The organism is Streptomyces noursei (assembly GCF_016917755.1).
In the GTDB taxonomy this organism is placed as follows: Bacteria; Actinomycetota; Actinomycetes; order Streptomycetales; family Streptomycetaceae; genus Streptomyces; species Streptomyces yunnanensis.
This window is the reverse complement of the sequence record NZ_CP070326.1, coordinates 4595339-4614660: the sequence shown is the minus strand read 5'-3', so window position 1 is coordinate 4614660 and position 19322 is coordinate 4595339. Positions and strand designations below refer to the sequence as shown.

Below are 19322 nucleotides of genomic sequence, written 5' to 3'. Positions count from 1 at the left end.
GATGAGCACCATTGACATCCTTTCGCCGGCAGGCGACAAGGCCGGGACCGTCGAGCTCCCCACGGAGATCTTCGACGCCAAGGTCAGCATCCCGCTGATCCACCAGGTCGTCGTCGCGCAGCTGGCCGCTGCCCGTCAGGGCACGCACAAGACCAAGACCCGCGGCGAGGTCCGTGGCGGTGGCAAGAAGCCGTACCGTCAGAAGGGCACCGGCCGTGCGCGCCAGGGTTCGACCCGTGCGCCGCAGTTCGCCGGCGGTGGCGTCGTCCACGGCCCGCAGCCGCGTGACTACTCGCAGCGGACGCCCAAGAAGATGAAGGCCGCCGCGCTGCGCGGTGCCCTCTCCGACCGGGCCCGCCACAGCCGCATCCACGTCGTCTCCGGCGTGGTCGAGGGCGCGGTGTCCACCAAGGCCGCCAAGGGCCTGTTCGGCAAGATCAGCGAGCGGAAGAACCTGCTCCTGGTCGCCGAGCGCTCCGACGAGGCCGCGTGGCTGTCCGCCCGTAACCTGCCCCAGGTCCACATCCTGGAGCCGGGCCAGCTGAACACGTACGACGTGCTCGTCTCCGACGACGTGGTCTTCACCAAGGCCGCCTTCGAGTCCTTCGTGTCTGGCCCCAAGGCCGTTGAGACCGAAGGGAGCGACGCCTGATGACTGAGGCCGTCGTCACCAGCAAGACCTTCACGGACCCGCGCGACGTCCTCGTCAAGCCGGTTGTTTCCGAGAAGAGCTACGCGCTGCTGGACGAGAACAAGTACACGTTCATCGTCGACCCGCGCGCCAACAAGACCCAGATCAAGCAGGCCGTCCAGGCGGTCTTCTCGGTCAAGGTCACCGGGGTCAACACGATCAACCGGCAGGGCAAGCGCAAGCGCACCCGCACCGGTTTCGGGAAGCGCGCCAACACCAAGCGCGCCATCGTGACCCTCGCCGAGGGCGACCGTATCGACATCTTCGGCGGTCCGACCGCCTAACGGCGGTCCGGATCGTCCGAAATCGGACGAGGACTGAGAAATGGGTATCCGCAAGTACAAGCCGACGACCCCGGGCCGTCGTGGCTCCAGCGTCGCCGACTTTGTCGAGATCACGCGGTCCACGCCGGAGAAGTCGCTGGTCCGCCCGCTGCACAGCAAGGGCGGCCGTAACAACGCCGGTCGTGTGACCGTTCGCCACCAGGGCGGTGGCCACAAGCGCGCCTACCGTGTGATCGACTTCCGTCGTCACGACAAGGACGGCGTGCCGGCCAAGGTCGCGCACATCGAGTACGACCCCAACCGCACCGCGCGCATCGCGCTCCTGCACTACGCGGACGGCGAGAAGCGCTACATCATCGCCCCGCGCGGCCTGCAGCAGGGTGACCGGATTGAGAACGGCGCTGGCGCCGACATCAAGCCGGGCAACAACCTGCCGCTGCGCAACATCCCGGTCGGTACGACCATCCACGCGATCGAGCTGCGGCCCGGCGGTGGCGCGAAGTTTGCCCGTTCCGCGGGTGCCTCCGTGCAGCTGCTGGCGCGGGAGGGCTCCATGGCCCACCTGCGTATGCCGTCCGGCGAGATCCGCCTGGTCGACGTCCGCTGCCGCGCCACTGTCGGCGAGGTCGGCAACGCCGAGCAGTCGAACATCAACTGGGGTAAGGCCGGCCGCATGCGCTGGAAGGGCGTCCGCCCGACCGTGCGTGGTGTCGTGATGAACCCGGTTGACCACCCGCACGGTGGTGGTGAGGGCAAGACTTCCGGTGGTCGCCACCCGGTCTCGCCCTGGGGCAAGAAGGAGGGTCGTACTCGCTCGCCGAAGAAGGCCAGCAACAAGTACATCGTCCGCCGCCGCAAGACGAACAAGAAGCGCTAGGAGCGGGTTTAGATGCCGCGCAGTCTCAAGAAGGGGCCCTTCGTCGACGACCACCTTGCCAAGAAGGTGGACACGCAGAACGAAGCCGGCACCAAGAACGTCATCAAGACCTGGTCCCGCCGCTCCATGATCGTCCCGGCCATGCTCGGCCACACGATCGCGGTGCATGACGGCCGCAAGCACGTCCCGGTGTTCGTCACCGAGTCGATGGTCGGCCACAAGCTCGGCGAGTTTGCGCCGACCCGCACCTTCCGTGGCCACGAGAAGGACGACCGCAAGTCGCGTCGTCGCTGATCGACCGGAGTGCGAAGACTATGACTGACACCGAAGGGACAACCATGGAAGCCAGGGCCCAGGCGCGGTACATCCGCGTCACGCCCATGAAGGCCCGCCGCGTGGTGGACCTTATCCGTGGCATGGACGCCACGGAGGCTCAGGCGGTCCTGCGTTTCGCCCCGCAGGCCGCGAGCGTGCCCGTGGGCAAGGTGCTGGACAGCGCCATTGCCAATGCCGCGCACAACTACGACCACTCGGACGCCTCCACGCTGTACGTCAGCGCGGCGTACGTGGATGAGGGCCCGACCCTGAAGCGGATCCGTCCGGGCGGCCAGGGCCGTGTCTACCGGATCCTCAAGCGGACCAGCCACATCACCGTGGTCGTCAGCAGCAAGGAAGGAACCCGGTAATGGGCCAGAAGGTAAACCCGCACGGGTTCCGGCTCGGCGTGACGACGGACTTCAAGTCCCGCTGGTACGCCGACAAGCTGTACAAGGACTACGTCAAGGAAGACGTCGCCATTCGTCGCATGATGACGAAGGGCATGGAGCGCGCCGGTATCTCCAAGGTGGAGATCGAGCGCACCCGTGAGCGCGTCCGCGTTGACATCCACACCGCTCGCCCGGGCATCGTCATCGGCCGCCGCGGCGCCGAGGCCGACCGCATCCGCGGTGAGCTGGAGAAGCTGACCGGCAAGCAGGTCCAGCTGAACATCCTCGAGGTCAAGAACCCCGAGACCGATGCTCAGCTCGTGGCCCAGGCCGTCGCCGAGCAGCTCTCGTCCCGCGTCTCCTTCCGTCGCGCCATGCGTAAGAGCATGCAGTCGACGATGAAGGCCGGCGCCAAGGGCATCAAGATCCAGTGTGGTGGCCGTCTCGGCGGCGCCGAGATGTCCCGCTCGGAGTTCTACCGCGAGGGCCGTGTGCCCCTGCACACGCTCCGCGCGAACGTCGACTACGGCTTCTTCGAGGCCAAGACCACCTTCGGCCGCATCGGCGTGAAGGTCTGGATCTACAAGGGCGACGTCAAGAACATCGCCGAGGTGCGTGCCGAGAACGCCGCCGCCCGTGCGGGCAACCGCCCGGCCCGTGGTGGTGGCGACCAGCGCCCGCGCCGCGGTGGCGAGCGTGGCGGTCGCGGCCGCAAGCCGCAGCAGCAGGCTCCCGCTGCCGAGGCCCCCAAGGCCGAGGCCGCTGCCTCTGCTCCGGCGGAGAACCCTGGAACGGAGGGCTGACCGACATGCTGATCCCTCGCAGGGTCAAGCACCGCAAGCAGCACCACCCGAAGCGGAACGGTATGGCCAAGGGCGGTACCGAGCTGGCCTTCGGTGAGTACGGCATTCAGGCCGTGACCGCGGCCTACGTGACGAACCGGCAGATCGAGTCCGCTCGTATCGCCATGACCCGTCACATCAAGCGCGGCGGCAAGGTGTGGATCAACATCTACCCCGACCGTCCGCTGACGAAGAAGCCGGCCGAGACCCGCATGGGTTCCGGTAAGGGTTCTCCGGAGTGGTGGATCGCGAACGTCAAGCCCGGTCGGGTGATGTTCGAGCTTTCCTTCCCGAACGAAAAGGTTGCCAAGGAGGCGCTGACCCGCGCCGCCCACAAGCTTCCGATGAAGTGCCGCATCGTTCGGCGCGAGGCAGGTGAATCGTGATGTCGGCCGTTACCAAGGCGTCCGAGCTGCGCGAGCTGAACAACGAGGACCTCGTTGGCAAGCTGCGTGAGGCCAAGGAGGAGCTGTTCAACCTCCGCTTCCAGGCGGCGACCGGACAGCTTGAGAACCACGGCCGGCTGAAGGCCGTCCGGAAGGACATCGCCCGGATCTACACCCTGATGCGTGAGCGCGAGCTCGGCATCGAGACGGTGGAGAGCGCCTGATGAGCGAGAAGAATGTGACTGAGACGAACGAGCGCGGTTTCCGCAAGACCCGTGAGGGTCTGGTCGTCAGCGACAAGATGGACAAGACCGTCGTCGTCGCCGTCGAGGACCGTGTCAAGCACGCGCTGTACGGCAAGGTCATCCGCCGTACCAACAAGCTCAAGGCACACGACGAGCAGAACGCTGCCGGTGTCGGCGACCGCGTCCTCCTGATGGAGACCCGGCCGCTGTCCGCCACCAAGCGCTGGCGCATCGTCGAGATCCTCGAGAAGGCCAAGTAATTCCCGGTAGGGAATTCCCCGTGAGGGGGATTCCCGCGCGGGGATTTCGACAGGCAAGCACATCCCTCCTGGGGGGACCCCCTAGGAACAGTTCCGCCAGGCTCGGCAGGGGCTGACGTCTCGTAAGGGACGCGCCCCTGCCGGGAACCGGCAGACATTCAGGAGATAGACGTGATCCAGCAGGAGTCGCGACTGCGCGTCGCCGACAACACTGGTGCGAAGGAAATCCTTTGCATCCGTGTTCTCGGTGGTTCCGGTCGCCGCTACGCGGGCATCGGTGACGTCATCGTCGCCACCGTCAAGGACGCGATCCCCGGTGGCAACGTGAAGAAGGGTGACGTCGTCAAGGCCGTCATCGTTCGCACCGTCAAGGAGCGCCGCCGTCCGGACGGCTCGTACATCCGCTTCGACGAGAACGCGGCCGTCATCCTCAAGAACGATGGCGACCCCCGCGGCACCCGTATCTTCGGCCCCGTGGGCCGTGAGCTGCGCGAGAAGAAGTTCATGAAGATCATCTCGCTCGCGCCGGAGGTGCTGTAACCGATGAAGATCAAGAAGGGCGACCTGGTCCAGGTCATCACCGGTAAGGACAAGGGCAAGCAGGGCAAGGTCATCGCGGCCTACCCCCGCGAGGACCGTGTCCTGGTCGAGGGTGTCAACCGGGTCAAGAAGCACACCAAGGCCGGACAGACCGCTCGTGGTTCGCAGACCGGCGGCATCGTGACGACCGAGGCCCCCATCCACATCAGCAACGTTCAGCTGGTCGTGGAGAAGGACGGCAAGAAGGTCGTCACCCGCGTCGGGTACCGCTTCGACGACGAGGGCAACAAGATCCGCGTTGCCAAGCGGACCGGTGAGGACATCTGATGACTGCCACCACCAACGCGCCGCGTCTGAAGACGCGTTACCGCGAAGAGATCGCCGGCAAGCTGAAGGACGAGTTCTCGTACGAGAACGTCATGCAGATTCCCGGCCTCGTCAAGATCGTGGTCAACATGGGTGTGGGCGACGCCGCCCGCGACTCCAAGCTGATCGAGGGCGCCGTGCGCGACCTCACCACGATCACCGGACAGAAGCCGGCCGTCACCAAGGCCCGTAAGTCCATCGCGCAGTTCAAGCTGCGTGAGGGCCAGCCGATCGGTGCCCACGTCACCCTGCGTGGTGACCGCATGTGGGAGTTCCTGGACCGCCTGCTGTCGCTGGCGCTGCCGCGCATCCGCGACTTCCGTGGTCTGTCCCCGAAGCAGTTCGACGGTCGGGGCAACTACACCTTCGGTCTCACGGAGCAGGTCATGTTCCACGAGATCGACCAGGACAAGATCGACCGTACCCGGGGTATGGACATCACCGTGGTCACCACGGCGACCAACGACGACGAGGGCCGCGCCCTGCTTCGTCACCTCGGCTTCCCGTTCAAGGAGGCGTGAGCGAGATGGCGAAGAAGGCTCTGATTGCCAAGGCTGCTCGCAAGCCCAAGTTCGGTGTGCGCGCGTACACCCGCTGCCAGCGCTGCGGCCGTCCGCACTCCGTCTACCGCAAGTTCGGCCTCTGCCGCGTGTGCCTTCGTGAGATGGCTCACCGTGGCGAGCTGCCGGGCGTGACCAAGAGCTCCTGGTAATCCCCTAGTTGGGTATTACCGGAGGCTCTCGGTAAGCATTCGGTCGGCGGGCGCCCGGACCCTTTTCCCTTAGGGTAGAAGAGTTTGGGCGCCCCGCCGCCCGAGACCGACCGCGGGCACCGCCCGCATAACGTCGCTTACTACGCCGTAGGTCCCCGCGCCGCACCCGTCCCGACCAAGATCGGGGAGAGGGATGGCGCAGATAGGAAACCCCGGCGAGAGAGGCCGAAGGCCAATTCATGACCATGACTGATCCCATCGCAGACATGCTGACCCGTCTGCGGAACGCGAACTCGGCATACCACGACACCGTGGCGATGCCGCACAGCAAGATCAAGTCGCACATCGCGGAGATCCTCCAGCAGGAGGGTTACATCACCGGCTGGAGCGTCGAGGACGCAGAGGTTGGCAAGAACCTCGTCCTGGAGCTGAAGTTCGGGCCGAACCGCGAGCGCTCGATCGCCGGCATCAAGCGAATCTCGAAGCCGGGTCTGCGGGTCTACGCAAAGTCCACCAACCTGCCGAAGGTCCTCGGCGGCCTGGGCGTGGCGATCATCTCCACGTCCCACGGTCTCCTGACCGGCCAGCAGGCCAGCAAGAAGGGCGTGGGTGGGGAAGTCCTCGCCTACGTCTGGTAATCGGGAACGGAGGAATAGCTAATGTCGCGTATTGGCAAGCTGCCCATCCAGGTTCCCGCTGGTGTGGACGTCACCATCGAGGGCCGCACGGTCAACGTGAAGGGTCCCAAGGGTTCCCTTTCGCACACCGTCGCGGCGCCCATCGAGGTCGCCAAGGGTGAGGACGGCGTCATCGCCGTCTCCCGTCCGAACGACGAGCGTCAGAACAAGGCCCTGCACGGCCTGTCCCGCACGCTGGTGGCGAACATGATCACCGGCGTGACCCAGGGCTACGTGAAGAAGCTCGAGATCAGCGGTGTTGGTTACCGCGTCCAGGCCAAGGGTTCCAACCTGGAGTTCTCCCTGGGCTACAGCCACCCGATCCTGATCGAGGCGCCCGAGGGCATCTCGTTCAAGGTCGAGTCGCCGACGAAGTTCAGCGTCGAGGGCATCGACAAGCAGAAGGTCGGCGAGGTCGCCGCGAACATCCGCAAGCTGCGGAAGCCCGACCCGTACAAGGCCAAGGGCGTCAAGTACGAGGGCGAAGTCATCCGCCGCAAGGTCGGAAAGGCGGGTAAGTAAGCCATGGCATACGGTGTGAAGATCGCTAAGGGCAACGCCTACAAGCGCGCTGCTGCCAAGCGTCGCCACATCCGCATCCGTAAGCGGATTTCGGGTACTTCGGAGCGTCCGCGTCTGGTCGTGACGCGGTCCAACCGCGGCATCTTCGCTCAGGTGATCGACGACATCGCGGGCCACACGCTGGCCTCGGCGTCGACCCTGGACGCGTCGATCCGTGGTGGCGAGGGCGACAAGAGCGCCCAGGCCCAGAAGGTGGGCGCCCTGGTCGCCGAGCGTGCCAAGGCCGCCGGTGTCGAGGCCGTCGTGTTCGACCGCGGTGGCAAGCAGTACGCCGGGCGGATTGCCGCTCTGGCCGACGCCGCCCGCGAAGCCGGGCTGAAGTTCTAAGCCCCGGTTCCGGAGCTAGCGGACGTAACAGAGAGAGGTAAATCCAATGGCTGGACCCCAGCGCCGCGGCAGCGGTGCCGGTGGCGGCGAGCGGCGGGACCGGAAGGGTCGCGACGGTGGCGCTGCCGCCGAGAAGACCGCGTACGTTGAGCGCGTTGTCGCGATCAACCGCGTCGCCAAGGTTGTCAAGGGTGGTCGTCGCTTCAGCTTCACCGCGCTGGTCGTGGTGGGCGACGGTGACGGCACCGTAGGTGTCGGTTACGGCAAGGCCAAGGAAGTTCCGGCTGCCATCGCCAAGGGCGTGGAAGAGGCCAAGAAGAACTTCTTCAAGGTCCCCCGTATCGCCGGTACCGTCCCGCACCCCATCCAGGGCGAGAAGGCTGCGGGCGTCGTCCTGCTCAAGCCGGCTTCCCCCGGTACCGGTGTGATCGCCGGTGGCCCGGTGCGCGCCGTCCTGGAGTGCGCGGGCATCCACGACGTGCTGAGCAAGTCGCTCGGCTCGTCCAACCCGATCAACATCGTGCACGCCACGGTGACGGCGCTCAAGGGCCTGCAGCGGCCCGAGGAGATCGCCGCCCGTCGTGGCCTGCCGCTGGAGGACGTGGCTCCCGCCGCTCTGCTGCGGGCGCGTGCCGGGGTGGGTGCGTAATGGCCCGTCTCGAGATCACGCAGGTCAAGTCCCTGATCGGCAGCAAGCAGAACCACCGCGAAACGCTGCGTTCGCTTGGTCTGAAGCGGATCAACGACGTGGTTGTCAAGGACGACCGCCCCGAGTACCGCGGCATGGTGCACACCGTCCGCCACCTCGTGTCGGTCAAGGAGGTCGACTGACATGGCGGAGACCAACCCGCTGAAGGTCCACAACCTCCGGCCCGCCCCGGGTGCCAAGACCCCCAAGACCCGTGTCGGTCGTGGTGAGGCGTCCAAGGGTAAGACCGCTGGTCGTGGTACCAAGGGCACCAAGGCCCGTTACCAGGTTCCGGAGCGCTTCGAGGGTGGGCAGATGCCCCTCCACATGCGCCTCCCGAAGCTGAAGGGCTTCAAGAACCCCGCCCACAAGCAGTTCCAGGTCGTGAACCTGGACAAGCTGGCCGCGCTCTACCCGCAGGGTGGCGAGGTCACGGTGGCCGACCTGGTCGCCAAGGGCGCGGTGCGCAAGAACGAGCTCGTCAAGGTCCTGGGCCAGGGCGAGATCTCCGTGGCGCTGACGGTGACGGTTGACTCCGTTTCCGGCTCCGCCAAGGAGAAGATTGCCGCCGCCGGCGGCACCGTCACCGAACTCCTCTGAGTTCGTTGGTTCAACTGACCGGGGATGCCCATTGATTGGGGCATCCCCGGTTGGTCGTTCCACGGGGGTACGGTCGCCGGTAAGGTGGCCTGCACTGTTTGATTTGTCCGGGGTCCGCCCCGGATCACGCCGTGCGGGCGGTGTCCGCGCGGTACAGCCGCTACGTATTCGTCGATCCTCAAGACCGTCACCTCCCGGCCGTTGAAGGCGGGAGGCGCAGGAGGCACCGTGCTCACCGCGTTCGCCCGAGCGTTCAAGACGCCCGACCTGCGCAAGAAGCTGCTGTTCACGTTGGGCATCATCGTGCTCTACCGGATCGGAGCGCACGTCCCGGTCCCAGGGGTGAACTACGCGAACGTCGAGACCTGCATGAAGCAGGCCGGCGGCAACAGCGGGTTGTTCGCCCTGGTGAACATGTTCAGTGGTGGAGCGCTGCTGCAGATCACGATCTTCGTGCTGGGGATCATGCCGTACATCACGGCGAGCATCATCCTCCAGCTGCTGACTGTGGTGATCCCTCGGCTGGAGGCCCTCAAGAAGGAGGGACAGTCCGGCCAGACGAAGATCACCCAGTACACCCGCTATCTGACCGTGGCGCTGGCCGTGCTGCAGGGCACCGGCCTGGTCGCCACCGCCCGCAGCGGTGCGCTCTTCCAGAGCTGCCCGGTCGCCAGCCAGATCGTGCCCAACGACTCGATCTTCACCACCATCACGATGGTGATCACGATGACCGCCGGCACCTGCCTCATCATGTGGCTCGGTGAGCTGGTGACCGACCGCGGCATCGGCAACGGCATGTCGATCCTGATGTTCATCTCGATCGCCGCCGGCTTCCCGGGCGCGCTGTGGCAGATCAAGCTGCAGGGCAAGCTGGCCGACGGCTGGATCGAGTTCTTCTCGGTGATCGCGGTGGGCCTGGCGATGGTCGCTCTGGTGGTCTTCGTCGAGCAGGCGCAGCGGCGGATTCCGGTGCAGTACGCGAAGCGCATGATCGGGCGCCGTTCCTACGGCGGTACGTCCACCTACATCCCGCTCAAGGTGAATCAGGCAGGTGTGATTCCTGTCATCTTCGCGTCGTCGCTGCTCTACATCCCCGCGCTCATCGCTCAGTTCAGCGGGTCCAACGCGGGGTGGGCGAGGTGGATCGCCAGCAACTTCACCAAGGGAAATCACCCCGTTTACATCATTACGTACTTCTTGTTGATCGTTTTCTTCGCCTTCTTCTACGTGGCCATCAGCTTCAACCCCGAAGAAGTTGCCGACAACATGAAGAAGTATGGTGGCTTCATCCCGGGTATCCGGGCTGGTCGCCCGACGGCCGAGTACCTCAGCTACGTGCTCAACCGGATCACGTGGCCGGGCTCGCTGTACCTGGGGCTGATCGCGCTCGTGCCAACAGTGGCGTTGGTGCTGTTCAACGCGAACCAGAACTTCCCGTTCGGCGGGACGAGCATCCTGATCATCGTGGGTGTGGGTCTGGAGACCGTGAAGCAGATTGAGAGCCAGCTTCAGCAGCGCAACTACGAAGGGTTCCTCCGCTGATGCGAATCGTCCTCGTCGGACCCCCGGGGGCCGGTAAGGGTACGCAGGCTGCGTACCTGGCCAAGAACCTCGCGATCCCGCACATCTCCACGGGGGACCTGTTCCGGGCCAACATCTCCCAGGGCACCCCCCTGGGCGTCGAGGCCAAGTCCTACATGGACGCCGGCAACCTCGTGCCGGACTCGGTCACCATCGGGATGGCCGAGGACCGTATGGAACAGCCCGACGCGGTCGAGGGTTTCCTGCTCGACGGCTTCCCGCGCAACCTCGGCCAGGCCGAGGCGCTCGACGCCTTCCTGCAGACCAAGGGTCTGAAGCTGGACGCCGTCCTGGACCTGGAGGTCCCCGAGGACGAGGTGGTCAAGCGGATCGCCGGCCGGCGGATCTGCCGCAAGGACTCCAGCCACGTCTTCCACGTCGAGTACAACAAGCCGCAGACGGAGGGCGTCTGCGACGCCTGCGGCGGCGAGCTGTACCAGCGCGAGGACGACCGCGAGGACACCGTGCGCAAGCGGCTGGAGGTCTACCACTCGGAGACCGAGCCGATCATCGACTACTACAAGGCCCAGGACCTGGTCGTGACGATCCCGGCCCTCGGCAAGGTCGCGGAGGTCACCCAGCGCGCGATGGACGCACTGGAGCGCGGCGAGTAAAGCCATGGCTCGGTATGGCCGCGGTGCCCAGCACGGGTGCCGCGGCCGTACTGTTGGGTGGGTGGGAAATCCCCCCGACAGAACCTCGTGCGAGAACGAAGGCGGTAGGCACCGGCATGCTGGAGATCAAGAACCCCGCGCAGATCGCGAAGATGCGCGAGGCGGGTCTGGTGGTCGCCGCCATCCACGCGGCCACCCGTGAGACCGCGGTGCCGGGCGCCACCACCAAGGACCTGGACGACGTGGCGCGCAAGGTGCTCGCCGAGCACGGCGCGAAGTCGAACTTCCTCGGGTACGGCGGTTTCCCCGCCACCATCTGTACTTCCGTGAACGACGTGGTCGTGCACGGCATCCCGTCCGCCGACACGGTGCTCCAGGACGGCGACATCATCTCCATCGACTGCGGCGCGATCATCGACGGCTGGCACGGGGACGCCGCGTACACCGCCTTCGTCGGGTCCGGTCACTCCGCGGAGCTGGTCGAGCTCAGCCGGGTCACCGAGGAGTCGATGTGGGCGGGGATCGCCGCGGTCGCCAAGGGCAACCGGCTGGTGGACATCTCCCGGGCGATCGAGGGCTACATCCGTCGCCAACCCCGTCCGGCCAGCGGCAAGTACGGCATCGTCGAGGACTACGGCGGCCACGGCATCGGCTCGCAGATGCACATGGACCCGCACCTGCTGAACTACGTCGAGCGCAAGCGCGGCCGGGGCCCGAAGCTGGTGCCCGGCTTCTGCATCGCCATCGAGCCGATGATCAATCTCGGCACCGCCAAGACCCATGTCCTTGAGGACGACTGGACGGTCAAGTCCAACGACGGCAGCTGGTCCTCGCACTGGGAGCACTCGGTCGCGCTGACCGAGGACGGCCCGTTGGTGCTCACCGCTCCCGACGGGGGCAAGGCCAAGCTCGCGAGCCTCGGCATCACCGCGGCGCCGGACCCCCTGGCGTAGTGCGCAGCACGCTGTCACCGGCCCCCGCGCGTAATGATCTCCGCGGTTGGGCAATACTCCTGGATTCGTCTTTTCTCAGGCACTGACGTAGACTGACGCGTCGGCTCTCGTGCACCCGTGTGCCCGCACGTCGGGTGCGGACAGTGCAAGTGAGTCGATCAAGGTAGCCGATCCGAAAGGCGAAGCGTGGCCAAGAAGCAAGGTGCCATCGAGATCGAGGGCACCGTGATCGAGTCTCTGCCGAACGCAATGTTCAAGGTAGAGCTCCAGAACGGTCACAAGGTCCTCGCGCACATCAGCGGCAAGATGCGGATGCACTACATCCGCATCCTCCCGGATGACCGGGTCGTCGTGGAGCTCTCTCCTTACGACCTGACGCGTGGCCGTATCGTCTACCGGTACAAGTAGATCTTGCCGAAGCCCCGCTCCCGTGGGGCGGCGGCACTGACCCGGAGAACCTCACATCCCATGAAGGTCAAGCCGAGCGTCAAGAAGATCTGCGACAAGTGCAAGGTGATCCGCCGCCACGGCCGGGTCATGGTCATCTGCGACAACCTGCGCCACAAGCAGCGCCAGGGCTGACGCACGCCGACCACCTGCAATTTCGCAGTTCGCGCGACGCAAGCACAAAACGTACATATGCAGTCACCCGACCCCCGCGCCGCGCGCGAGGGACGACACCCCCGGCTCGGAGGCCGGGGACCCGGCTCGTAATGCCGCAGAGTCTTACGGGAACGGTGCTGCGGAAGACCTCCGAATAGCCATCAGGAGCCACATCAATGGCACGCCTCGCAGGCGTTGATCTCCCGCGCGAAAAGCGTGTGGAGGTCGCCCTCACCTACGTCTTCGGTATCGGGCGCACGCTGTCGCAGCAGACCCTCGCCGCCACCGGCGTGAACCCGGACACCCGGGTCCGCGACCTGGTCGAGGAAGACCTCGTCAAGATCCGCGAGTACGTGGACAACAACCTCAAGACCGAGGGTGACCTCCGTCGCGAGATCCAGGCCGACATCCGCCGCAAGGTCGAGATCGGCTGCTACCAGGGTCTGCGTCACCGCCGCGGTCTGCCGGTGCACGGTCAGCGCACCAGCACGAACGCCCGTACCCGCAAGGGTCCGCGTCGCGCGATCGCCGGCAAGAAGAAGCCGGGCAAGAAGTAGTCCTCAGCAGGACCCCACTAGCGGTCTTCGCTGTAGGACCGATCACCTCCACGGGAGAATTTGAATGCCTCCGAAGGGCCGTACGGCCGGCGCCAAGAAGGTGCGCCGCAAGGAGAAGAAGAACGTCGCCCACGGGCACGCTCACATCAAGAGCACGTTCAACAACACGATCGTCTCGATCACCGACCCGACCGGGAACGTGATCTCTTGGGCCTCTGCCGGCCACGTCGGCTTCAAGGGCTCGCGCAAGTCCACTCCGTTCGCCGCGCAGATGGCCGCCGAGTCGGCCGCCCGCCGCGCGCAGGAGCACGGCATGCGCAAGGTCGACGTCTTCGTCAAGGGTCCGGGTTCGGGCCGCGAGACCGCCATCCGTTCGCTGCAGGCGACCGGTCTTGAGGTGGGCTCGATCCAGGACGTCACCCCGACCCCGCACAACGGATGCCGCCCGCCCAAGCGTCGCCGCGTCTGACCCACTGAAGTAGGAGACAACTAGACAATGGCGCGTTACACCGGGGCCGACTGCAAGCGTTGCCGTCGGGAGAAGCAGAAGCTCTTCCTCAAGGGGAGCAAGTGCGAGAGCGCGAAGTGCCCGATCGAGATCCGTCCTTACCCCCCGGGTGAGCACGGTCGCGGGCGCACCAAGGACAGCGAGTACCTGCTCCAGCTTCGTGAGAAGCAGAAGTGCAGCCGTATCTACGGTGTCCTTGAGAAGCAGTTCGTGGGCTACTACAAGGAAGCGAACCAGAAGACCGGCAAGACCGGTGAGAACCTTCTGCGCATCCTTGAGACCCGCCTCGACAACGTGGTCTACCGGGCCGGCTTCGCCAAGTCCCGTGACCACGCCCGTCAGCTGGTCCGCCACGGGCACATCCAGGTCAACGGCCGCAAGACCGACATCCCGTCGGCCCGCGTCGCCGTGAACGACATCATCGAGGTCCGCACGGGCTCCAAGAACCTGACCCCCTTCGAGGTGGCCAAGGCGGAGGCCGGCGAGAAGACCGTCCCGGCGTGGCTGGAGGCGATCCCCTCGCAGCTGCGGATCCTCGTGCACAGCCTGCCCGAGCGCCAGGTGATCGACACCCAGGTGCAGGAGCAGCTGATCGTGGAGCTCTACTCCAAGTAAGAGCCCCCAGCGGAACAGGTCAGGGCGGTACGGCGCCATCGGTGTCGTACCGCCCGTACCCTTTGAAGTACAGCGGACGTCAAATAGCGGGCGTCCACGACTGAAGGACACACATCATGCTGATCGCTCAGCGCCCCTCGCTGACCGAAGAGGTCGTCGACGAGTACCGCTCCCGGTTCGTCATCGAGCCGCTGGAGCCGGGCTTCGGCTACACCCTCGGCAACTCCCTCCGCCGGACCCTGCTCTCCTCGATCCCGGGTGCGGCGGTCACGTCCATCCGCATCGACGGCGTGCTGCACGAGTTCACCACCGTGCCGGGTGTCAAGGAGGACGTCACCGACCTGATCCTCAACATCAAGCAGCTGGTCGTCTCCTCGGAGCACGACGAGCCGGTCGTGATGTACCTGCGCAAGCAGGGCCCGGGTCTGGTCACCGCCGCCGACATCGCGCCGCCGGCCGGTGTCGAGGTGCACAACCCCGACCTCGTCCTCGCCACGCTGAACGGCAAGGGCAAGCTGGAGATGGAGCTGACCGTCGAGCGCGGTCGCGGCTACGTCTCCGCCGTGCAGAACAAGCAGGTCGGCCAGGAGATCGGCCGGATCCCGGTCGACTCCATCTACAGCCCCGTGCTGAAGGTCACCTACAAGGTCGAGGCGACCCGTGTCGAGCAGCGCACCGACTTCGACAAGCTGATCGTCGACGTCGAGACCAAGCAGGCGATGCGCCCGCGCGACGCCATGGCCTCGGCCGGCAAGACCCTGGTGGAGCTGTTCGGTCTCGCCCGCGAGCTGAACATCGACGCCGAGGGCATCGACATGGGCCCGTCCCCGACGGACGCCGCCCTGGCCGCCGACCTGGCGCTGCCGATCGAGGAGCTGGAGCTCACCGTCCGCTCCTACAACTGCCTCAAGCGTGAGGGCATCCACTCCGTGGGCGAGCTCGTCGCGCGCTCTGAGGCGGACCTGCTCGACATCCGCAACTTCGGTGCGAAGTCGATCGACGAGGTCAAGGCGAAGCTGGCCGGGATGGGTCTCGCGCTGAAGGACTCGCCCCCCGGGTTCGACCCGACTGCCGCTGCCGACGCGTTCGGCGCGGACGACGACGCGGACGCCGGTTTCGTGGAGACCGAGCAGTACTGATCCGCCTGACGGCGGGGTGGTCGACGTTCTCGGCTGTCCCGCCGTTTCGGCTGGGGCCCTGTCCTCGAACGCCGGACGGGCTGATGCATAAACCCCCTGCTGGGGGCCCGGGGGTTGTCCCCCGGGCGAAAGCAGTGTGACTTCCGCGGGGCGGCCGCCTCGTGGGAACTGACACCGGTACCTGATACGGCCGGTGCAGCAATGAAGGAGATACACCATGCCGAAGCCCACCAAGGGCGCCCGTCTGGGCGGCAGCGCTTCGCACGAGAAGGCGCTCCTGCGCAACCTGGCGACCAACCTCTTCGAGCACGGCCGCATCACGACGACCGAGGCCAAGGCCCGTCGTCTGCGTCCGTTCGCGGAGCGTCTGGTGACCAAGGCGAAGAAGGGCGACCTTCACAACCGCCGCCAGGTCATGGAGCTGATCACGGACAAGAGCGTCGTGCACACGCTCTTCACCGAGATCGCGCCGCGGTTCGCGGAGCGTCCGGGTGGCTACACCCGTATCACCAAGATCGGCAACCGTCGTGGCGACAACGCCCCGATGGCCGTCATCGAGCTGGTCGAGGGCGAGATCGCCAAGAAGGCGACCGTCGCCGAGGCCGAGGCCGCTGCCAAGCGCGCGGTCAAGGAGGCCGACGAGGCCAAGGCTGCCGAGGCCGCCGAGGAGTCGAAGGACGCCTGAGTCCGTCGTCGCTGAGCGGTGAGCGGGTCCGCCCCCCTGGGGGCGGGCCCGCTTTCGTCTGTGGTGGGCCTGAGAGGATTGCGGTGTGAGTGACGAAGTGGAGCCCGGGTTCGTCCGGGTGCGGCTGGACCTGTCGTATGACGGCTCGGAGTTCTCCGGGTGGGCCAAGCAGCGGGAGCGGCGCACGGTCCAGGGGGAGCTGGAGGACGCGATCCGGACCGTGACGCGGTCGGGCGAGACCTATGAGCTCACCGTCGCGGGCCGGACCGACGCCGGGGTGCACGCGCGAGGACAGGTCGCGCAGGTCGATCTGCCCGAGCAGGTGTGGCGCGAGCACCACGACAAGCTGCTCAAGCGGCTCGCCGGGCGCCTGCCCAAGGACGTACGGGTGTGGGCCCTGCGGGAGGCGCCCAGCGGCTTCAACGCGCGCTTCTCGGCGATCTGGCGGCGCTACGCCTACCGCGTCACCGACAACCCGGGCGGGGTGGACCCGCTGCTGCGGGGGCACGTCCTGTGGCACGACTGGCCGCTCGACGTGGACGCCATGAACGAGGCCGCGCAGCGGCTGCTCGGGGAACACGACTTCGCCGCGTACTGCAAGAAGCGGGAGGGCGCGACCACGATCCGCACGCTCCAGGAGCTGAGCCTGGTCAAGGGCGCGGACGGGATCATCACCGCGACGGTCCGGGCGGACGCCTTCTGTCACAACATGGTGCGGTCGCTGATCGGCGCGCTGCTCTTCGTCGGCGACGGCCACCGGGGTCCGGAGTGGCCCGGGAAGGTGCTGGCCGCGGGGGTGCGGGACTCCGCCGTGCACGTCGTACGACCCCATGGGCTGACCCTGGAAGAGGTCGGCTATCCCGCCGACGAGCTGCTGGCCGCCCGGAGCAGGGAAGCCCGCAACAAGCGGTCGCTGCCGTCGGCCGGCTGCTGCTGAGGCCGCGCCCGCCCCGTGCCCGCCACGGGGCGCGGGGCCGGCACCGCCGGTGGTGTCAGGAGGTCTTGCCGGCCTTCCGCCGGGCCTCCTTGAGCTGCTGCTCGGCGGCCTTGGCGGCCTGGTCCTTGCCGCGCTGGGCGATCTGGGTGAAGGCGTAGGCGCCGCCGTCCCGGCCGATCTGCAGGGCCTGGGTCTCGTTGCCGGTGACGTCCTTGCCGTTGGTGTAGCCGGCGATGGTGAAGTACGCGTAGCGGCCGGTGGCGTTGGTGGTCATCCGGCACTTGCTGCCCTGGCAGAAGTCGGCCGGGACACCGCTGCCGGACAGCGGCATGAGGTTGGGCTTGTTCTCGTTCATCACCGCGGCGGCCTTGGCGGGCGAGTCGAAGACCGCGACGCCGATGGTGACCGCGACCCCGCCGCTGGAGTAGGTGGCGCGCAGCAGCTGCGTGCAGCCGTTGTGGCTGAGCGAGGAGACCAGGGGGCCCTGGGCGCCGGCGGTGCAGTCGGTGGTGCTGGCGGTGCCGGTCTGCGGGTAGCTGTGCTCGCCGACGACCATGCTCTTCTGCGGGAAGAGGGTGGCGGGGGTGAGCGGCGCGGTGTCCTTCTTGGGGTCGGAGATGTAGTCCTGCGGGTTGGGCGGGGGCGGGACCGAGACGTCGGGGAAGGACGGCTTGTCGTCCGGCACGGCGGTCTGGCCGGAGGCGGTGGGGTGGGCCGAGGGGTTGTCGTCGGACGGGCCGCCGCTGTTGATCACGGCGGTGGCGACGATGCCGGCCACCGCGAGCACGGCGACCGCGCCGCCGCCGATCATCAGCCAGCGCTTGCGCCGCGTGCGTGCCTCGCTCTCGTCGGCCAGCGCGGACCAGTCCGGAGTGGAACCCCCCGGGCCGTCGAACGGCCCCCCTTGCCCAAAACTCATGCCGCGCATCCTAGTGCGCGCGGGTGAGCGTGTGGCGGGGGGAGCGGAACCGCTTCGGGACGGTGCGCGGGGGACGCGACCGCACGCCTGTCCGGGCCACGTTTTGACCCGTCCGGGGTTGGGTCAGTATCCTGCTGGTTCGTTATGCGTATGGGCTTGCTCTATCTCACGTGAGGGGCCTTACGCCGGCTAGCCAGGCCGCTGACCGGCGGTGGACGATCGGGTTGCGTCGCCCGTAGTGCCATCCCGCTGTGTGAGCAGTCACGGTGCCAGTACAGGACCCTTCCCCTGGGTTTCGCCCAGGGGATAACCCGACTCACGAAGCGAAGGCTAAGACGTGCGTACGTTCAGCCCCAAGCCCGGCGATGTTCAGCGCCAGTGGCACATCATTGACGCGCAGGACGTTGTCCTGGGCCGTCTGGCCAGCCAGGCCGCGTCCCTCCTCCGGGGTAAGCACAAGCCGATTTACGCCCCTCACGTTGACACCGGTGACTTCGTCATCATCATCAACGCCGACAAGGTGCACCTCTCCGGCAACAAGCGCACCCAGAAGATGGCCTACCGCCACTCCGGTTTCCCGGGTGGTCTGCGCTCCGTCCGTTACGACGAGCTGCTGGCCAAGAACCCCGAGAAGGCCGTCGAGAAGGCCATCAAGGGCATGCTCCCCAAGAACACCCTCGGCCGTCAGATGCTCTCGAAGCTGAAGGTCTACGCGGGCGCCGAGCACCCGCACGCTGCTCAGCAGCCGGTCCCGTTCGAGATCACCCAGGTCGCGCAGTAAGTCCCGGCCACCCCAAGACGACAGAGAATCTGAGGAAGCATCGTGGCTGAGACCACCCCCGAGACCCCGCTGGACGAGGTCGAGGTCGAGCAGTACACCACCGAGACCGAGGTTCCGCTGGAGGGTGAGTACACCTCCGAGTCCCTCGCGTCCCGCTTCGGCGAGCCGCAGCCGGCCGCCGGCCTGGGCCGTCGCAAGAACGCCATCGCCCGCGTGCGGATCATCCCCGGCTCCGGCAAGTGGAAGATCAACGGCCGCACCCTTGAGGACTACTTCCCCAACAAGGTGCACCAGCAGGAAGTCAACGAGCCCTTCAAGGTGCTCGAGCTGGACAACCGCTACGACGTCGTGGCCCGCATCTCCGGCGGCGGCATCTCCGGCCAGGCCGGTGCGCTGCGCCTGGGTGTGGCCCGTGCGCTGAACGAGGCGGACGTGGACGCCAACCGTCCCGCCCTGAAGAAGGCCGGGTTCCTCAAGCGTGACGACCGTGCGGTCGAGCGCAAGAAGGCCGGTCTGAAGAAGGCCCGCAAGGCGCCGCAGTACAGCAAGCGCTAATCACGCGCTGCATGCAGGCAGCCCTTGGCGAACGCCCCGGTGGCACTTCCGTGCTGCCGGGGCGTTCGGCTTCCGACAGACCGCGGCGTAT

Annotated in this window: 33 protein-coding genes; 32 read left to right on the top strand and 1 reads right to left on the bottom strand. The window is 66.7% G+C overall.

Annotated features, from left to right (window positions below; translation table 11 throughout):
• Position 1 precedes the first annotated feature (1 nt).
• From rplD to truA, 30 genes are all read left to right on the top strand, one after another.
• Entirely contained in the window at positions 2-652 is a 651-nt protein-coding gene (gene rplD / locus JNO44_RS20295; protein WP_039635352.1) for a 50S ribosomal protein L4, read from the top strand.
• On the top strand, positions 652-975 hold the full coding sequence (rplW, locus tag JNO44_RS20290) for a 50S ribosomal protein L23 (RefSeq protein WP_039635354.1): 324 nt from the start codon (positions 652-654) through the stop codon (positions 973-975). The genes rplD and rplW overlap by 1 nt, the downstream gene beginning before the upstream one ends.
• A 40-nt stretch (positions 976-1015) precedes the next feature.
• The gene (gene rplB, locus JNO44_RS20285) at positions 1016-1852 is read left to right on the top strand and encodes a 50S ribosomal protein L2 (protein WP_016571056.1); all 837 of its coding nucleotides are present in this window, start codon (positions 1016-1018) and stop codon (positions 1850-1852) included.
• Between the two features lie 12 nt (positions 1853-1864).
• Entirely contained in the window at positions 1865-2146 is a 282-nt protein-coding gene (gene rpsS / locus JNO44_RS20280; RefSeq protein ID WP_043264896.1) for a 30S ribosomal protein S19, read from the top strand.
• Positions 2147-2190: 44 nt separating this feature from the next.
• The gene (rplV, locus tag JNO44_RS20275) at positions 2191-2538 is read left to right on the top strand and encodes a 50S ribosomal protein L22 (protein ID WP_039635356.1); all 348 of its coding nucleotides are present in this window, start codon (positions 2191-2193) and stop codon (positions 2536-2538) included.
• Positions 2538-3362 carry a 30S ribosomal protein S3 gene (gene rpsC, locus JNO44_RS20270; protein WP_039635358.1) on the top strand — a complete coding sequence of 275 codons (825 nt, stop codon included), beginning with the start codon at positions 2538-2540 and terminating at the stop codon, positions 3360-3362. The genes rplV and rpsC overlap by 1 nt, the downstream gene beginning before the upstream one ends.
• A gap of 5 nt (positions 3363-3367) precedes the next feature.
• Positions 3368-3787: a 50S ribosomal protein L16 gene (gene rplP, locus JNO44_RS20265; protein ID WP_016571059.1), complete on the top strand. Its 420-nt coding sequence runs from the start codon at positions 3368-3370 to the stop codon at positions 3785-3787.
• Positions 3787-4011, top strand: coding sequence for a 50S ribosomal protein L29 (gene rpmC / locus JNO44_RS20260; protein ID WP_067349986.1), 225 nt, complete (start codon positions 3787-3789; stop codon positions 4009-4011). Before rplP ends, rpmC begins: the two co-directional genes overlap by 1 nt.
• Positions 4011-4292 carry a 30S ribosomal protein S17 gene (gene rpsQ / locus JNO44_RS20255; protein WP_006604882.1) on the top strand — a complete coding sequence of 94 codons (282 nt, stop codon included), beginning with the start codon at positions 4011-4013 and terminating at the stop codon, positions 4290-4292. Before rpmC ends, rpsQ begins: the two co-directional genes overlap by 1 nt.
• A gap of 171 nt (positions 4293-4463) precedes the next feature.
• Entirely contained in the window at positions 4464-4832 is a 369-nt protein-coding gene (gene rplN, locus JNO44_RS20250) for a 50S ribosomal protein L14 (protein WP_003998823.1), read from the top strand.
• 3 nt (positions 4833-4835) lie between these two features.
• Positions 4836-5159, top strand: a complete 324-nt coding sequence (gene rplX / locus JNO44_RS20245; RefSeq protein WP_039635367.1) for a 50S ribosomal protein L24 — start codon at positions 4836-4838, stop codon at positions 5157-5159.
• Positions 5159-5719, top strand: a complete 561-nt coding sequence (rplE, locus tag JNO44_RS20240; protein ID WP_018538751.1) for a 50S ribosomal protein L5 — start codon at positions 5159-5161, stop codon at positions 5717-5719. The genes rplX and rplE overlap by 1 nt, the downstream gene beginning before the upstream one ends.
• A 5-nt stretch (positions 5720-5724) precedes the next feature.
• On the top strand, positions 5725-5910 hold the full coding sequence (locus JNO44_RS20235) for a type Z 30S ribosomal protein S14 (protein WP_003956452.1): 186 nt from the start codon (positions 5725-5727) through the stop codon (positions 5908-5910).
• Positions 5911-6149: 239 nt separating this feature from the next.
• Positions 6150-6548 carry a 30S ribosomal protein S8 gene (gene rpsH, locus JNO44_RS20230; RefSeq protein ID WP_039635369.1) on the top strand — a complete coding sequence of 133 codons (399 nt, stop codon included), beginning with the start codon at positions 6150-6152 and terminating at the stop codon, positions 6546-6548.
• A gap of 21 nt (positions 6549-6569) precedes the next feature.
• Positions 6570-7109 carry a 50S ribosomal protein L6 gene (gene rplF, locus JNO44_RS20225; RefSeq protein ID WP_018538749.1) on the top strand — a complete coding sequence of 180 codons (540 nt, stop codon included), beginning with the start codon at positions 6570-6572 and terminating at the stop codon, positions 7107-7109.
• A 3-nt stretch (positions 7110-7112) separates the two neighbouring features.
• A complete protein-coding gene (gene rplR, locus JNO44_RS20220) occupies positions 7113-7496 on the top strand; it encodes a 50S ribosomal protein L18 (RefSeq protein WP_039635373.1) in 384 nt (127 codons plus the stop codon).
• A 46-nt stretch (positions 7497-7542) separates the two neighbouring features.
• Positions 7543-8145: a 30S ribosomal protein S5 gene (gene rpsE / locus JNO44_RS20215; protein WP_039635375.1), complete on the top strand. Its 603-nt coding sequence runs from the start codon at positions 7543-7545 to the stop codon at positions 8143-8145.
• Positions 8145-8327: a 50S ribosomal protein L30 gene (gene rpmD, locus JNO44_RS20210; RefSeq protein ID WP_039635378.1), complete on the top strand. Its 183-nt coding sequence runs from the start codon at positions 8145-8147 to the stop codon at positions 8325-8327. The genes rpsE and rpmD overlap by 1 nt, the downstream gene beginning before the upstream one ends.
• Before the next feature lies 1 nt (position 8328).
• The gene (gene rplO, locus JNO44_RS20205) at positions 8329-8784 is read left to right on the top strand and encodes a 50S ribosomal protein L15 (RefSeq protein WP_073442714.1); all 456 of its coding nucleotides are present in this window, start codon (positions 8329-8331) and stop codon (positions 8782-8784) included.
• Positions 8785-9012: 228 nt separating this feature from the next.
• Positions 9013-10326 (top strand): preprotein translocase subunit SecY, encoded by a 1314-nt coding sequence (gene secY / locus JNO44_RS20200; RefSeq protein ID WP_205365569.1) that lies wholly within the window; start codon positions 9013-9015, stop codon positions 10324-10326.
• Positions 10326-10979, top strand: a complete 654-nt coding sequence (locus JNO44_RS20195) for an adenylate kinase (protein ID WP_205365568.1) — start codon at positions 10326-10328, stop codon at positions 10977-10979. The genes secY and JNO44_RS20195 overlap by 1 nt, the downstream gene beginning before the upstream one ends.
• A gap of 116 nt (positions 10980-11095) precedes the next feature.
• The gene (gene map / locus JNO44_RS20190) at positions 11096-11932 is read left to right on the top strand and encodes a type I methionyl aminopeptidase (RefSeq protein ID WP_205365567.1); all 837 of its coding nucleotides are present in this window, start codon (positions 11096-11098) and stop codon (positions 11930-11932) included.
• Positions 11933-12118: 186 nt separating this feature from the next.
• Positions 12119-12340 (top strand): translation initiation factor IF-1, encoded by a 222-nt coding sequence (infA, locus tag JNO44_RS20185; RefSeq protein ID WP_003956442.1) that lies wholly within the window; start codon positions 12119-12121, stop codon positions 12338-12340.
• Positions 12341-12400: 60 nt separating this feature from the next.
• Positions 12401-12514 (top strand): 50S ribosomal protein L36, encoded by a 114-nt coding sequence (gene rpmJ / locus JNO44_RS20180; protein WP_003956441.1) that lies wholly within the window; start codon positions 12401-12403, stop codon positions 12512-12514.
• Between the two features lie 197 nt (positions 12515-12711).
• The gene (rpsM, locus tag JNO44_RS20175) at positions 12712-13092 is read left to right on the top strand and encodes a 30S ribosomal protein S13 (RefSeq protein WP_039635397.1); all 381 of its coding nucleotides are present in this window, start codon (positions 12712-12714) and stop codon (positions 13090-13092) included.
• A 64-nt stretch (positions 13093-13156) separates the two neighbouring features.
• Positions 13157-13561: a 30S ribosomal protein S11 gene (gene rpsK, locus JNO44_RS20170; RefSeq protein WP_004571845.1), complete on the top strand. Its 405-nt coding sequence runs from the start codon at positions 13157-13159 to the stop codon at positions 13559-13561.
• Positions 13562-13588: 27 nt separating this feature from the next.
• Positions 13589-14215 (top strand): 30S ribosomal protein S4, encoded by a 627-nt coding sequence (gene rpsD / locus JNO44_RS20165; protein WP_073442720.1) that lies wholly within the window; start codon positions 13589-13591, stop codon positions 14213-14215.
• A 116-nt stretch (positions 14216-14331) separates the two neighbouring features.
• On the top strand, positions 14332-15354 hold the full coding sequence (locus JNO44_RS20160; protein WP_003956430.1) for a DNA-directed RNA polymerase subunit alpha: 1023 nt from the start codon (positions 14332-14334) through the stop codon (positions 15352-15354).
• Between the two features lie 217 nt (positions 15355-15571).
• Positions 15572-16039: a 50S ribosomal protein L17 gene (rplQ, locus tag JNO44_RS20155; RefSeq protein ID WP_067350007.1), complete on the top strand. Its 468-nt coding sequence runs from the start codon at positions 15572-15574 to the stop codon at positions 16037-16039.
• An 85-nt stretch (positions 16040-16124) separates the two neighbouring features.
• Positions 16125-16976, top strand: a complete 852-nt coding sequence (gene truA, locus JNO44_RS20150) for a tRNA pseudouridine(38-40) synthase TruA (protein ID WP_039635404.1) — start codon at positions 16125-16127, stop codon at positions 16974-16976.
• A 55-nt stretch (positions 16977-17031) separates the two neighbouring features.
• Here the strand turns inward: truA and JNO44_RS20145 are convergent, their stop codons facing one another.
• Positions 17032-17895: a hypothetical protein gene (locus JNO44_RS20145; RefSeq protein WP_205365566.1), complete on the bottom strand. Its 864-nt coding sequence runs from the start codon at positions 17893-17895 to the stop codon at positions 17032-17034.
• A 337-nt stretch (positions 17896-18232) separates the two neighbouring features.
• Here JNO44_RS20145 and rplM point away from each other — a divergent pair, with 337 nt between their 5' ends.
• Both rplM and rpsI read left to right on the top strand, forming a co-directional pair.
• Complete coding sequence (gene rplM / locus JNO44_RS20140; protein WP_039635408.1) at positions 18233-18676, top strand: 50S ribosomal protein L13; 444 nt, start codon at positions 18233-18235, stop codon at positions 18674-18676.
• A gap of 42 nt (positions 18677-18718) precedes the next feature.
• Positions 18719-19231 carry a 30S ribosomal protein S9 gene (rpsI, locus tag JNO44_RS20135; RefSeq protein ID WP_205365565.1) on the top strand — a complete coding sequence of 171 codons (513 nt, stop codon included), beginning with the start codon at positions 18719-18721 and terminating at the stop codon, positions 19229-19231.
• The last annotated feature ends 91 nt before the right edge of the window (positions 19232-19322 follow it).